Annotated in this window: 12 protein-coding genes; 8 read left to right on the top strand and 4 right to left on the bottom strand. The window is 64.9% G+C overall.

Translation table 11 applies throughout. The features are described from left to right. On the top strand, positions 1–614 hold a 614-nt coding region (locus tag H8A95_RS12400; RefSeq protein WP_229183394.1), incomplete at its 5' end, for a 3-deoxy-manno-octulosonate cytidylyltransferase. A gap of 21 nt (positions 615–635) precedes the next feature. Continuing rightward, on the top strand, positions 636–1,496 hold the full coding sequence (locus tag H8A95_RS12405; RefSeq protein WP_163153691.1) for a prephenate dehydratase: 861 nt from the start codon (positions 636–638) through the stop codon (positions 1,494–1,496). Positions 1,497–1,554: 58 nt separating this feature from the next. On the opposite strand, the gene H8A95_RS12410 is transcribed toward H8A95_RS12405, so the two are convergent. Continuing rightward, a complete protein-coding gene (locus H8A95_RS12410) occupies positions 1,555–2,574 on the bottom strand; it encodes an LLM class flavin-dependent oxidoreductase (protein WP_229183395.1) in 1,020 nt (339 codons plus the stop codon). A gap of 391 nt (positions 2,575–2,965) precedes the next feature. Here H8A95_RS12410 and metF point away from each other — a divergent pair, with 391 nt between their 5' ends. From metF to maiA, 3 genes are all read left to right on the top strand, one after another. Continuing rightward, a complete protein-coding gene (metF, locus tag H8A95_RS12415; RefSeq protein WP_163153687.1) occupies positions 2,966–3,880 on the top strand; it encodes a methylenetetrahydrofolate reductase [NAD(P)H] in 915 nt (304 codons plus the stop codon). Between the two features lie 3 nt (positions 3,881–3,883). Further along, on the top strand, positions 3,884–7,738 hold the full coding sequence (metH, locus tag H8A95_RS12420; protein WP_229183396.1) for a methionine synthase: 3,855 nt from the start codon (positions 3,884–3,886) through the stop codon (positions 7,736–7,738). A gap of 219 nt (positions 7,739–7,957) precedes the next feature. Beyond that, positions 7,958–8,617 carry a maleylacetoacetate isomerase gene (maiA, locus tag H8A95_RS12425; RefSeq protein ID WP_229183397.1) on the top strand — a complete coding sequence of 220 codons (660 nt, stop codon included), beginning with the start codon at positions 7,958–7,960 and terminating at the stop codon, positions 8,615–8,617. Positions 8,618–8,964: 347 nt separating this feature from the next. Here the strand turns inward: maiA and H8A95_RS12430 are convergent, their stop codons facing one another. From H8A95_RS12430 to H8A95_RS12440, 3 genes are all read right to left on the bottom strand, one after another. Then, entirely contained in the window at positions 8,965–10,056 is a 1,092-nt protein-coding gene (locus H8A95_RS12430) for a Cj0069 family protein (protein ID WP_229183398.1), read from the bottom strand. A 149-nt stretch (positions 10,057–10,205) separates the two neighbouring features. Further along, the gene (locus H8A95_RS12435) at positions 10,206–11,285 is read right to left on the bottom strand and encodes a nickel/cobalt efflux transporter (RefSeq protein WP_229183400.1); all 1,080 of its coding nucleotides are present in this window, start codon (positions 11,283–11,285) and stop codon (positions 10,206–10,208) included. Between the two features lie 5 nt (positions 11,286–11,290). Next, the gene (locus H8A95_RS12440; RefSeq protein ID WP_229183401.1) at positions 11,291–11,569 is read right to left on the bottom strand and encodes a metal/formaldehyde-sensitive transcriptional repressor; all 279 of its coding nucleotides are present in this window, start codon (positions 11,567–11,569) and stop codon (positions 11,291–11,293) included. Between the two features lie 179 nt (positions 11,570–11,748). Here H8A95_RS12440 and H8A95_RS12445 point away from each other — a divergent pair, with 179 nt between their 5' ends. From H8A95_RS12445 to H8A95_RS12455, 3 genes are all read left to right on the top strand, one after another. Next, complete coding sequence (locus H8A95_RS12445) at positions 11,749–12,105, top strand: hypothetical protein (protein ID WP_229183402.1); 357 nt, start codon at positions 11,749–11,751, stop codon at positions 12,103–12,105. Between the two features lie 239 nt (positions 12,106–12,344). Beyond that, on the top strand, positions 12,345–13,163 hold the full coding sequence (locus H8A95_RS12450; RefSeq protein WP_229183404.1) for a chromate resistance protein ChrB domain-containing protein: 819 nt from the start codon (positions 12,345–12,347) through the stop codon (positions 13,161–13,163). Positions 13,164–13,316: 153 nt separating this feature from the next. Then, positions 13,317–13,550, top strand: coding sequence for a PepSY domain-containing protein (locus H8A95_RS12455; RefSeq protein ID WP_229183406.1), 234 nt, complete (start codon positions 13,317–13,319; stop codon positions 13,548–13,550). Positions 13,551–13,576: the final 26 nt, after the last annotated feature.

Here is a 13,576-nt window from a genome sequence, read left to right on the forward strand (position 1 = left end):
CCGGGATCGGCCGGGTTGCCGTCGCCACCGACACGGCCGAGATCGCGAGCGCCGTGAAGGCCGCCGGCGGCGAAGTGGTGATGACGCGCCCCGATCATCCGTCCGGCTCGGACCGGATCCATGAAGCGATGACGATCCTCGATCCGGACGGCCGCGCCGAGATCGTGGTCAACCTGCAGGGCGATTTCCCGACCATCACGCCCGAGACCATCCGCAGCGTGATGCCGGCGCTCGACGATCCCGCGGTCGATATCTCGACCCTGGCCTCGCAGATTCATACCGAGGAGGAGGATCGGGCCCCCAGCGTCGTCAAGGCCGTCGGCTCCCCGATCGGCGCCAACCGGTTGCGGGCGCTTTATTTCACGCGCGCCACGGCGCCGCATGGCGACGGACCGCGCTACCATCATATCGGGCTCTACGCCTACCGCCGCCCCGCGCTGGAGCGGTTCGTGCGGCTGCCGCCCTCGCCGCTGGAGTTGCAGGAAAAGCTCGAGCAATTGCGTGCGCTCGAGGCCGGAATGCGGATCGACATCACCATCGTCGACACCGTTCCTCGCGGCGTCGACACCTCGGCAGACCTCGAAACCGCCCGCAGCATCCTTTCCAAAGCCTGAGCGGCTGGTAAAAGGCCACCCATGACCAAGAAGCTGAAAATCGCGTTCCAGGGCGAGCCTGGCGCCAATTCCCACATCGCGATCGTCGAGGCCTATCCCGACGCCGAGCCGATGCCCTGCCCGACCTTCGAGGACGCGCTGGCCGCGATCTCCTCGGGCGAGGCTGATCTCGGCATGATCCCGATCGAGAATTCGGTCGCCGGCCGGGTCGCCGACATCCATCATCTGCTGCCCGCTTCGGGCCTGTTCATCGTCGGCGAATGGTTTTTGCCGATCCGCCACCAATTGATGGCGATCAAGGGCGTCAAGCTCGCCGACATCAAGAGCGTGGAAAGCCATGTCCAGGCGCTCGGCCAGTGCCGGCGCACGATCCGCAAGCTCGGCATCAAGCCGATCGTCGCCGGCGATACCGCCGGCAGCGCCCGCGATGTCTCCGAACGCGGCGACAAGAGCGTGGCCGCGATCGCCTCGCGCCTCGCTGCCGATATCTATGGCCTCAACATTCTCGCCGAGGACATCGAGGACGAGGCGCACAACACCACCCGCTTCGTGGTGCTGGCGCGCGAGGCCAAATGGGCAGCGCAGGGCTCGGGGCCGCTGGTCACGAGCTTTGTCTTCCGGGTTCGCAACCTGCCCGCCGCGCTCTACAAGGCACTGGGCGGATTCGCCACCAACGGCGTCAACATGACCAAGCTCGAAAGCTACATGGTCGACGGCAATTTCTTCGCCACGCAATTCTACGCCGATGTCGACGGCCACCCCGACGACCGCGGGCTCGCCTTTGCGCTGGAGGAATTGAAGTTCTTCTCGCGCGAATTCCGCATCCTCGGCGTCTATCCCGGCAACCCGTTCCGCGCGACCTTCAGCGAGACGCAGGACTAAGCTGAGCGCGAAGTAGTCTTCCCATCCGTCGTCCCGGCGCAGGCCGGGACGACGATTGTTATGCGGCGGCCCTCCTCGCAAGCCCGAACGCCTCGGCAAGCAGGCTGTAGGACTTCTTCCGCGCCGCGTGATCGTAAACCGCGGTGATCACCATCAATTCGTCTGCCTGCGTCGCCGCAATCAGCGGCTCCAGCTTGGTCATCACGGTAGCGGTACTGCCGACGAAAAGTCGCGCGCGGTTGCGGGCGATCGAGGCGCGCTCGGCATCAGTGTAGGGATAGGCCTCTGCCTCCTCGACGCTCGGCAGCGGCAGATACTGGCCGCGGTCGCGGCGCAGCCGGTTGAGATCCATCGACATCGCTAGCCGCTCGGCTTCCACATCGGTCTCCGCCGTCACCACGGCGACCGCCAGGATCGATTGCGGCGTCGCGCGCCAGCCCGACGGCTTGAAATGCGCACGATAATTGGTCATCGCCGCGATCGCGTCGTGAGTGGCGAAATGATGCGCGAACGCAAAGCCCATCCCGACCTGCGCCGCGAGCTCGGCGGAATAGTCGCTCGAACCGAGCAGCCAGATCGGCGGCAGCGGCGAATCGTCGGGCATCGCCACCACATTGTTGTAGGGATGACCGGCCGGGAAATCGCGCGTCTCCCACAACGTCAGCTCGTGCAGCCGTTCGAGGAAGTCGTCGCCCTCGCGGCGATCGAGCCGGCTGCGCAGCGCATAGGCGGTGGCACCGTCGGTGCCGGGCGCACGGCCGAGGCCGAGATCGATGCGGCCGGGAAACAGCGCCTCCAGCATCTTGAAGCGCTCGGCAACGACAAGCGGCGCATGGTTGGGCAGCATCACGCCGCCGGAGCCGACGCGGATGTGCTGCGTCACCGCCGCGATCTGCCCGATCATCAGATCGGGCGCCGGGCTCGCGACGGAGGCGAGGTTGTGGTGCTCGGCGAGCCAGTAGCGGACATAGCCGAGGCCATCGACATGGCGCGCCAGATCGATGCTGTTGCGCAGCGCAGCGGCGGGCTTTGTGCCGGTGGTGACGACGGAGAGGTCGAGGACGGAGAGCGGGATCATGGCCGTCAACCTAGTGTGACGTCACGAGGCGACAAAGTCCCCGACCACGCAGACCAGTCCCGCAACGGAAGGCCGATGTCGGCGCCGCCGGACTTTTGGGACAAAAGAAGACGATTCATTGAAATAACGGTTTGCCCACACTTCATTCCAACATCTCACCCACTGCCGATTTGATATTTATTACATATATTTCAATATATTATGAACTCAAACGACGGAACGCGCCACCGCCCATCGCGCGTGCCCCGCAGTCCATTTTTTCCGCTTCTTTGCTGACAATGGGCAATTTCCCATATCCGATGGGCTGTTTTAGCCCACCCGTTTGGCCTATCTTGGGGCCTCCATATCAAGGCCGGACGTCTGCCCTCCAGTTGCGGAGCCTTTGCGTATCATGACCGAGATCATTTCCTCCGTGCCGAACGGCCAGCGTACGCCGAAGGCACCGAAAATCTCCTTCGAATTCTTCCCTCCGAAGACCGAGGAGATGGAGCGCAATCTCTGGGAGACCATCAATCGCCTGGCGCCGCTGACGCCGAACTTCGTCTCGGTCACCTACGGCGCCGGTGGCTCGACCCGTGAGCGCACCCATTCGACCATCAGCCGCATCCTGCGCGAGACCGATCTGCTGCCGGCCGCGCATCTGACCTGCGTCAGCGCCTCGCGCAGCGAGATCGACGACATCGTCGACCGCTACCATGAGGTCGGCGTCCGCCACATCGTGGCGCTGCGCGGCGATCCGCCCGGCGGCATCGGCACACCCTACTTCACTCATCCCGACGGCTACCAGAGCTCGGCCGAGCTCGTCGCCGGCATCAAGAAGCGCCACGCCGACATCGAGATCTCGGTGTCCGCCTATCCCGAGAAGCATCCCGAAGCCACGGACTTCGACGCCGACATCGACACGCTGAAGGCCAAGGTCGACGCCGGCGCGACGCGCGCGATCACCCAGGTGTTCTTCGACAACGACCTCTACCATCGCTATGTCGACAGGGTGCGGGCGCGCGGCATCGAGATTCCGATCGTGCCGGGCATCATGCCGATGCACAATTTCAAGCAGGCCCGCAATTTCGTCACCCGCGCCGGCACCAGCGTGCCGGACTGGCTCGCCGAGAAGTTCGAGGGCCTCGACAACGACGCCGAGACCCGCAAGCTGGTCGCGGCCACCGTCGCCGCCGGCCAGGTGCAGAAGCTGTTCAAGCACGGCGTCGACACCTTCCACTTCTACACCATGAACCGCGCGGACCTCGTGTTCGCGATCAGCCACCTGCTCGGCATCCGGCCGAACGGTGCCCAGAAAGCTGCCTGATCCATGACCATTCCTGTTTCTGCGAAGCGTACCGCTTTGCTCGCGGCTGCCCGTGAGCGCATCCTGGTGCTCGACGGCGCCATGGGCACGATGATCCAGGGCCTGCAGTTCGACGAGGCCGCCTTCCGTGGCGCGCGCTTTGCGGACTTCCACCGCGACATCAAGGGCAACAACGATCTCTTGATCCTGACCCAGGCCGAGGCGATCACGGACATCCACGCCGCCTATTTGCGTGCCGGTGCCGACATCGTCGCGACCAACACCTTCTCCTCGACCTCGATCGCGCAGGCCGACTACGACATGTCGGATCTCGCCTATGAGCTGAACCTGCAAGGTGCCCGGCTCGCCCGCGCCGCCGCCGAGCGGGTGTCGGCCGAAGACGGCAAGCAACGCTTTGTCGCCGGCGCGCTCGGCCCGACCAACCGCACCGCCTCGATCTCGCCGGACGTCTCCAATCCCGGCTATCGCGCAGTGACCTTCGACGATCTGCGCAAGGCCTATGGCGAACAGGCCAAGGGCCTGCTCGATGGCGGCGCCGACCTGCTGCTGGTCGAGACCATCTTCGACACGCTGAACGCCAAGGCGGCGCTGTATGCGATCGCCGAGATCATCGAGGAGCGCGGCATCGACGTGCCCGTGATGATTTCCGGCACCATCACCGACAAGTCCGGCCGCCTGCTCTCCGGCCAGTTGCCGGAGGCATTCTGGCATTCGGTGCGGCATGCCAGGCCGATCACGATCGGCTTCAACTGCGCGCTCGGCGCCGAGGATCTGCGTGCGCACATCGCCGACATTGGCCGCGTCGCCGACACGCTTGTGTGTGCCTATCCGAACGCCGGCCTGCCCAACGAGTTCGGCCAGTATGACGAGACGCCGGAATACATGGCGCGCTTGATCGGCGAGTTCGCCGCAGCCGGCCTCGTCAACATCGTCGGCGGCTGCTGCGGCACCACGCCCGACCATATCGGCGCGATCGCCAGGGCAGTCGCTCCGCACAAGCCGCGCGTCGTGCCTGAGATCGAACCGCGGCTCAAGCTCTCCGGCCTCGAGCCGTTCACGCTGACCGACGCAATCCCGTTCGTGAACGTCGGCGAACGCACCAACGTCACCGGTTCGGCACGCTTCCGCAAGCTAATCACCGCGGGCGACTACACCGCAGCGCTTCAGGTCGCGCGCGACCAGGTCGAGAACGGCGCCCAGGTCATCGACGTCAACATGGACGAAGGCCTCCTTGATTCGGAAGCCGCGATGGTGACGTTCCTCAACCTCGTCGCCGCCGAGCCCGACATCGCCCGCGTGCCTGTCATGGTCGATTCCTCCAAGTTCCACGTCATCGAGGCCGGCCTGAAGTGCATCCAGGGCAAGCCGATCGTGAACTCGATCTCGATGAAGGAAGGCGAGGAGAAATTCCTGCACGAGGCCACGGTCGCCAAGCGCCACGGCGCCGCCGTGGTGGTGATGGCGTTCGACGAGACCGGCCAGGCCGACACGTTCGCGCGCAAGACCGAGATCTGCAAGCGCGCCTATGACATCCTGGTCAACCGGCTCGACTTCCCGCCCGAGGACATCATCTTCGATCCGAATATCTTCGCGATCGCGACCGGCCTCGAGGAGCACAACAATTACGGCGTCGACTTCATCGAGGCGACGCGCTGGATCCGCCAGAACCTGCCGGGTGCCCACATCTCCGGCGGCGTCTCCAATTTGTCGTTCTCGTTCCGCGGCAACGAGCCGGTGCGCGAGGCGATGCACTCGGTATTCTTGTATCACGCGATCCATGCCGGCATGGATATGGGCATCGTCAATGCAGGACAGATGATCGTCTATGACGACATCGACCCCGAGCTGCGCCAGACCTGCGAGGACGTCATCCTCAACCGCGATCCCGGCGCGTCCGAGCGGCTGTTGGCGCTCGCCGAGAAATTCCGCGGCAAGGAGAAGCAGACCAAGGAGCAGGATCTCGCCTGGCGCGAATGGCCGGTCGAGAAGCGGCTGTCGCACGCTTTGGTGCACGGCATCACCGAGTACATCGAGGCCGATACCGAGGCCGCCCGCCAGAACGCGACCCGCCCGCTCGACGTCATCGAGGGGCCGCTGATGGCCGGCATGAACGTGGTCGGCGACCTCTTCGGCGACGGCAAGATGTTCCTGCCGCAGGTCGTGAAGTCGGCGCGCGTGATGAAGCAGGCTGTCGCCTATCTGATGCCGTTCATGGAGGAAGAGAAGGCGCGCAACCTTGCCAATGGCATCACCGGCGGCCGCAACGCCGCGGGCAAGATCGTGCTCGCGACTGTCAAGGGCGACGTCCACGACATCGGCAAGAACATCGTCGGCATCGTGCTCCAGTGCAACAACTTCGAGGTCATCGACCTCGGCGTCATGGTGCCCGCCAACAAGATCATCGAGACTGCGAAGGCCGAGGGCGCCGACATCATCGGCCTGTCCGGCCTGATCACGCCCTCGCTCGACGAGATGAGCTTCCTCGCCGGCGAGCTGGAACGGCAGGGCATGAACGTGCCGCTTCTGATCGGCGGTGCCACCACCAGCCGTGTGCACACCGCGGTGAAGATCGATCCGAACTATCCGGGCGGCCCGGTCGTGCATGTCAACGACGCGAGCCGCGCCGTCGGCGTCGCCTCCTCGCTGCTATCGGCCGAGAAGAAACAGGCCTATGCCGCCGAGGTGCGGGCCGAATACGCAAAAATCTCGACGGCGCATTTCCGCGCCCAGGCCGACAAGAAGCGGCTGAAGCTCAACGACGCCCGCGCCAACAAGGTCGCGATCGACTTTGCAGCCGTGCCGCCGAAGAAGCCGGCCTTCTTCGGGCTGAAGAGTTTTGACGCCTACGATCTCGCCGAGCTCGCGGATTACATCGACTGGACGCCGTTCTTCCAGACCTGGGAGTTGACCGGCCGCTTCCCGGCGATCCTCGACGATCCCAAGGTCGGCGAAGTCGCCCGCTCGCTCTATGCCGACGCGCGCAAGATGCTTGACACGATCATCGCCGAGAAATGGTTCATCGCGCGTGCCACGATCGGCTTCTGGCCCGCGAACGCCGTCGGCGACGACGTCGAGGTCTATGCCGACGAGACGCGGAAGCAGAAGATCGCGACCTTCCACACGCTGCGCCAGCAGCTCGAGAAGCGCGAGGGCCGCTTCAACGCCGCGCTGTCCGACTTCGTCGCGCCGAAAGACACCGGCGTGCCCGACTATATCGGCGGCTTCGTCGTCACGGCGGGGATCGGCGAGGACGCGGTCGCCGACCGGTTCAAGAACGCCAATGACGACTACTCCTCGATCCTGTGCAAGGCGCTGGCCGATCGTCTGGCCGAGGCCTTTGCCGAGCGCATGCACCAGCGCGTGCGCAAGGAGTTCTGGGCCTATGCGCCCGGCGAGACGTTCTCGGCGGACGAACTGATCCTCGAGAAGTATGACGGCATCCGCCCGGCGCCCGGCTATCCGGCGCAACCCGACCACACCGAGAAGCGGACGCTGTTCGCGCTGCTCGATGCCGAGAACACCGCCGGCGTGAAGCTGACGGAGAGCTATGCGATGTGGCCGGGCTCGTCGGTCTCGGGCCTGTATTTCTCGCATCCCGAAAGCTTCTATTTCGGCGTCGGCAAGATCGAGCGCGACCAGGTCGAGGACTATGCCGCGCGCAAGGCCATGACCGTCGCCGAGATCGAGCGCTGGCTCGCACCGGTGCTGAACTACATCCCGTCGCAGGACGGGGCCAAGGGCCAGGCCATCGCGCCCGCCGCTACGCCTGCCAACGACGCGGAACTGGCTTCGCATCCGCAAGGCTGCACCTGCGCGGTGCATCTGGCCTGGCGGAAGAAGAAGGTGGGGGCGGGGTAGCTCTTCCTTCCCTTCTCCCCTTGTGGGAGAAGGTGTCGCGGACATCGTCCGCGACGGATGAGGGGTCTCTATCCACGGACGCAGACCCCTCACCCGTCCGCGATGCTACCGCCATAGCCGATGCGCAGCATCGGCGTCCTTCATTTGAAGACGGCGGCCGAAGGCCGCCTATGCACCCTCTCCCACAAGGGGAGAGGGGAAGAATGCGGAGTGCACTCCATGCAGTTCTTCTCCTTCTGGCGATCGCTGGCGAGCTTTCGGGTGCGGATCGCGCTCAACCTCAAGGGCGTGCCGGCCGACATCGTGCTCGTCGATCTCGATGCGGACGCGCATCGCGCCGATGCCTATCGCAAGATCAATCCGCAGATGGCGCTGCCGGCGCTGGTGACCGACGACGGCACCGTGCTGTTCCAGTCGCTCGCGATCATCGACTATCTCGACGAGACCTATCCGAGCCCGCCGCTGCTGCCGGCCGATCCGCTCGGCCGCGCCCGGGTGCGCGCCCTGGCGCTAATCGTCGCCTGCGAAGGCCATCCGCTGCTGACGCCCCGCGTGCGCCGCTATCTCGACCGCGAGCTGGACCTGCGCGACAGCCAGCAGGGCGCCTGGCGGCGGCACTGGACGGTGGAAACGCTGGCGGCGCTCGAGGGCCACCTCGCCGGCCACAAGTCCACCGGCCAGTTCTGCCACGGCGATGCGCCGACCGTCGCCGACATCTGCCTGGTCGGCCACGTCACGGCGGCGATCAACCAGCAGATCAGTCTGTCGCCCTGGCCGACCGTGAAGCGCATCCACGACACCGCGATGGCGCTGCCGGCGTTTGCGAAAGCGCATCCGTCCGCGCAGCCCGATACGCCTGAGGCGATGCGGGCGAAGTAGGTGGCCCTGTCGTCCCTGCGAAAGCAGGGACCCATACTCCGCGGCCCGTGTTGTGAACGGGGCTCGTCGTTCCGCCATCACACAACAATGACCATTTGTGGTTATGGGTCCCTGCGTTCGCAGGGACGACAGCGAGTTTGTGGCTCCGCCGCTGTGTCATGGGCATGCGTCCGCATTCAGTGGCAGGGGCGCAAACTCCATCACCCGTCATTCCGGGGCAGCCCGTAGGGCTGAGCCCGGAATCCATCAAGCCGTAGAACGCGTGGTGAGATGGATTCCGGGCTCTCGCTTCGCGAGCCCTCAGGTGCGCAATTGCGCACCGGAGAATGACGATGGAGGAAGTCGCGCTATCGTGCGGCATCGCTCTCCATCGTCCGACGAATCCGCTCCCGCACCGTCCGCGCAATCGCGGCCGGCGCCTCGTCGGGGATCGCGAAGCACGAGCTCGCGTTGATCTCGCAGAGCACGTAGCTGTCGGCACCGTCAGCATCGCGCGGACCGTAGAGGAAATCCGCGTCCCAGATCACCGGCAGCGACGCGTCATCGATCGTCAGCACCTGCATCAGTTGCGGGATCCATTCGTCCTCCATCAGCCTTCGCAGCGCCTGGAATTGCGGAGCGTCGGGGCCGTGCATGATGCGCGGTCCGGGCTGGGCTTCCGGCGAATCCGGACCTTGCGGCGGCGGCGGGATCAAGGCTTTGATCAACTGGTGTCCGAAGCCCGCGACCTTCGCTCCGCTCACATAGCAACGGATCATGCCCTCGGGCAGCCGCGGCTGGAATGCCTGATCGATGATGCAGCCGCCCCACCCGAAATACGGCTCGCAGCGCGCCATGAAGACCTCCAGCGGAATCTCTTCGGGTTGGCTGCCGCGCAGTGCGTGGAGCACGCGAACCGTTGTATCCGCATCCGACAAGGCCTCGACCTTCCAGACGCCCTGCCCGCCGTTGCCACGGTTCTGCTTGAGCACGCGGGGCCCGCTTGCGCGTAGCCGCGACGGGAATTCGGCACGGAAGGTGTCCGCGCTGGCGTAGCGATGCGTGTCGGCACCCCAGCCCAGGTGACGGGTTCGGTAGAGCACGTCCTTGACGCCCATCTTGAGGATGACGTCCGGATGCGCGCTGACCCATGGACGTTTCATCGGCCCCTTGGCCGCGACCTCGCGCAGCAGCGGATCGAGCGCTGTGCGCGTCTTGCCCTGATGGATCGGATCGACCCAGACGAGGACGCCGTCCATTGTCAGCAACTGGTCGCGAACGGATTCGGCGAAAGTCTCGTCATAGACGACGGGAACGGCCTCGATGCCGGAGGCTTCGAGCGCTTCGAAGACGCGAACGAAACGGCTGTTCTGCGGCGTCGCATCGCTGCGCGACGCGGCATCGCCGCGCCACAGGATCGCAATCTTGGAACGATGAGATGTGTGCTGTTCGGTGTCCATATGAAAGCTCCACGACGTTGAGTGTCGCGCAGAGCTTGGACCGAAGTCTCACCGGGAGTCTGCCTGGTCCCCGTGGGAGGGACTCTAGACCACCGCGCGCAGCTTTCAAGATGGAAATGGGATGACGCGGATCGGATGCCGATGCCGGATCAGGCCATGATCCCGTGCCATCCCGACCAGCCCGTATAGAGGCCGACCAGCACGATCAGCACGACGGACACGTAGGGGGCGCGTTGGGCAAAGCGGCTGAAGCCGCCCCAATGACGCTCGACGTGGCGAAGGCTTAGCGCGGCCGCAACACCGGCCGAGACCATGGTGATCGCAAGCCCGATGCCGAAGCAGAGCACCAGCACGAAGCCGACGCTGAACTGCTTGAGCTGGAGACAGAGCAGCAGCACGGTGATCGCCGCCGGGCATGGAATGAGCCCGCCGGTCAGGCCGAACAGAATGATCTGTCCCGTCGTGACGGTGCGTCCGGCAAAGCGCTTGCGGATATCGGCGGCGTGCGCGCGGGCATGTGCATCGTCCTCGTCGCCGAGATCCATATGCGCATGGTCATGCTCCTCGAACAGGACCTCCGCCGTGTCCGCCCGCACCGAGACGCGCGCCTTGAAGGCGTGCGGCTCCGGAATTTCATCGATGCTCTCGAGATAGCCGTCCCGCTCGGTGAAGCGAAAATGCTGCTCGCTGCCGTCGGGGCGGATCGTCACGACCTCAACCTCGCCGGCCGCCGGCAACGCCCCGGCCTCGCTGCGCAGCCGCCAGCGCGGCGGCACGCCATCCTCGTAGACTTCGAGCGACAGCGGCTGCCCGGCCAGGGTCAATTGGCGGGTTTCGTCGTGATGGTGATGATCGTGATCATGGTGATGGTCGTGTTCGCCATTCTGCTCGCGCCAGGTGCGCCAGGCCATCCAGGCTGCGATCGCGATGATGATCGCAGCCGACACCAGTTGCAGCCAGGCTTCGCTGCGTTCGCCGGACCATTGCTGGCCGAAATGCAGCCCCGCCAGCGCGACGGTCCAGACGACGGCCGTGTGCGAAATCGTGGCCGACAGGCCAAGCAGCACCGCCTGCGCCACCGTGCCGCGGATCGCGACGATGAAGGCCGCCATCATCGTCTTGGAGTGGCCGGGCTCGAGGCCGTGCAGTGCGCCGAGCAGGATCGCACTGGGTATGAACAGCCATGCATGCGCGCTGCTCTGCTGGAGCAGTTGAGACAGATCGGTCATGTGCTTCACTTCAAATAGGTACGAACGACGTCGATCAGATCCGCGGCGCCCTGCGCCTTCTCGGGATCCGTTTCCCGGGCAGGATCCACCACGTGATGGCGGATGTGATCCTCGAGCAGTTCCGCGGTGAGGCCGTTGATGGCGCCGCGAACCGAGGCCACCAGCATCAACACGTCGGCACAGCCGATCTCGGACTCCAGTGCCCGCTCGACGGCCTCCAACTGACCCTTGATGCGGCGAACCCGGCCGACGAGCTTGGACTTGTGCGTGATCGTGTGCGACATTTCTATAATATAGGGGGGTACCCTATATGAGTCAATGCGCTCCGCGCCCGGCAGTGGCGCGGGGAAGCTGGCGGAGCTTACGCCGATGGCATGGCTTACCTGGGGTTTGCCGCACGGACGGCATTGAACACGGTCAATTCAAGAGCAGGACTAGCGAGACCACGGAAGGGAGGCGTCACATGAAACTCCACATCCTGATGTTGGCCATCCCGATTCTGCTTTCGAGCGCACTGGCCGCCATGTCCAAGAGCAGCATCGGGCACAATGACGGCCCCTGGAATTCCGATCACATCGACGACCTGCCGACCGAGGTCCGGCAATACATCGCGGGGATTTGCCGAGGACCAGCCAGCGCCCAACACGACTTCGCAACCTATTCGCCTCGCGAGAAGCGCTGGCGGATCAACCTGGAATATCTCCGGTGCGATGGCGTCGGCGCGTTCCGTCGGGGCAACCAGTGCCTGGACGTGGACTTCGTTGAGGTCGGCTCGCGATTTCGCCCCGGCGCAAAGCAATTCAGGGATTGCGGCTTCTAGATCGCAGCAATCGCGACAGTGTCTGTGTCTCGCGGCGAGCCTTGCGCTGCACCCGAGATATTGTTCCTAACCGCGCAGGTGAAATGTTCGTGACAGTGACCTGGACGTTTCGTCGATGACGGCGGCGCACTCAGGTTGACATCGATCGGCACAAGGTCTTAATTCGAAGCACGGGGATGTGCGATCTCCCCGCGAGGCGACATGCCCAAGAATCGCGTCCTGTTCACCAAGGACGCACCATGTCGTCATACACATCGATCTCATCAGAAAAATTGTCTCGTCTCATCGGCACCGCCAAGGCGCCGACCCTCGTCGACGTTCGTATCGATGAGGATTTCGCCGCCGACCCGCGTTTGATCCCGGGCGCTGTCAGGCACTCCCATCGCGACGTTCAGGACTGGGCTCCCGGCCTCACCGGCCAATCCGTGGTGATCGTCTGCCAGAAGGGACAGAAGCTCAGCGAAGGCGCCGCCGCCTGGCTCCGCTGCAACAACATTGCGGCCGAAGTCCTCGAGGGCGGCCACCTCGCCTGGAAGGAAGCGGAGCTTCCGACGATTCCCGCCGACAAGATTCCGCAACGTGACGGACGGGGCCGTACCGTCTGGGTGACGCGATCGCGGCCGAAGATCGATCGCATCGCCTGTCCATGGCTGATCCGGCGCTTTGTCGATCCCGCGGCTGTGTTCCTGTTCGTCGCATCAGCGGAGGTCGAGGCCGTCGCCGAACGGTTCGACGCCACGCCGTTCGATATCGAGAACGTGTTCTGGAGCCATCGCGGCGAGCTCTGCACCCTTGACGTGATGGTCAAGGAATTCGGCCTCTCGACGCCGGCGCTGGAGCGGCTCGCGACGATGGTGCGGGCGGCGGACACCGCGCGGCTCGAGCTCTCGCCGGAGGCGCCCGGGCTGCTTGCCGCCTCGCTCGGCCTGTCGCGGATGTTCGACGACGACCTCGAACAGTTGAGCGCCGGGATGCTGCTCTACGACGCCTTCTATCGCTGGTGCCGCGATGCGACGAGGGAAACCCACAACTGGCCGACCAGCAAGGTGAAGCCGTGACGGCGATGACCGTCCGGTTCGGTGCGAGGATGCCTGGCATCCTCGCATCAACCTGCATCGCGGACGTCCAAGTGCGGCTGCCGGGCGTTATCTGAACTGACAGCCGCGCATCCGAAGAACCTGGGGCAGCACAACACAACCAGGAGAACGACCATGCAGAAGCGAAAACTCTTCCACCTCATCCTTGCGCTCGCGATCGCGGGCACCGCCGTGCCCGCCCGTGCCATGACGCAGGACGAGTTGGTCGCGAAGCTTCAGGCCGCCGGCTACGCGAATGTCAGCGACGTCAAGTCGACGGCCGAGGGCATCACGGCGAAAGCGATGAAGAACGGCAAGCCGGTGCGGCTCGTGATCGACAGCAGCGGTCAGATCAAGGAGCAGGACTGAGCCTCAGGGAAATCACAGCAACCGAA

This window comes from Bradyrhizobium oropedii (assembly GCF_020889685.1).
Classification (GTDB): Bacteria; Pseudomonadota; Alphaproteobacteria; order Rhizobiales; family Xanthobacteraceae; genus Bradyrhizobium; species Bradyrhizobium oropedii.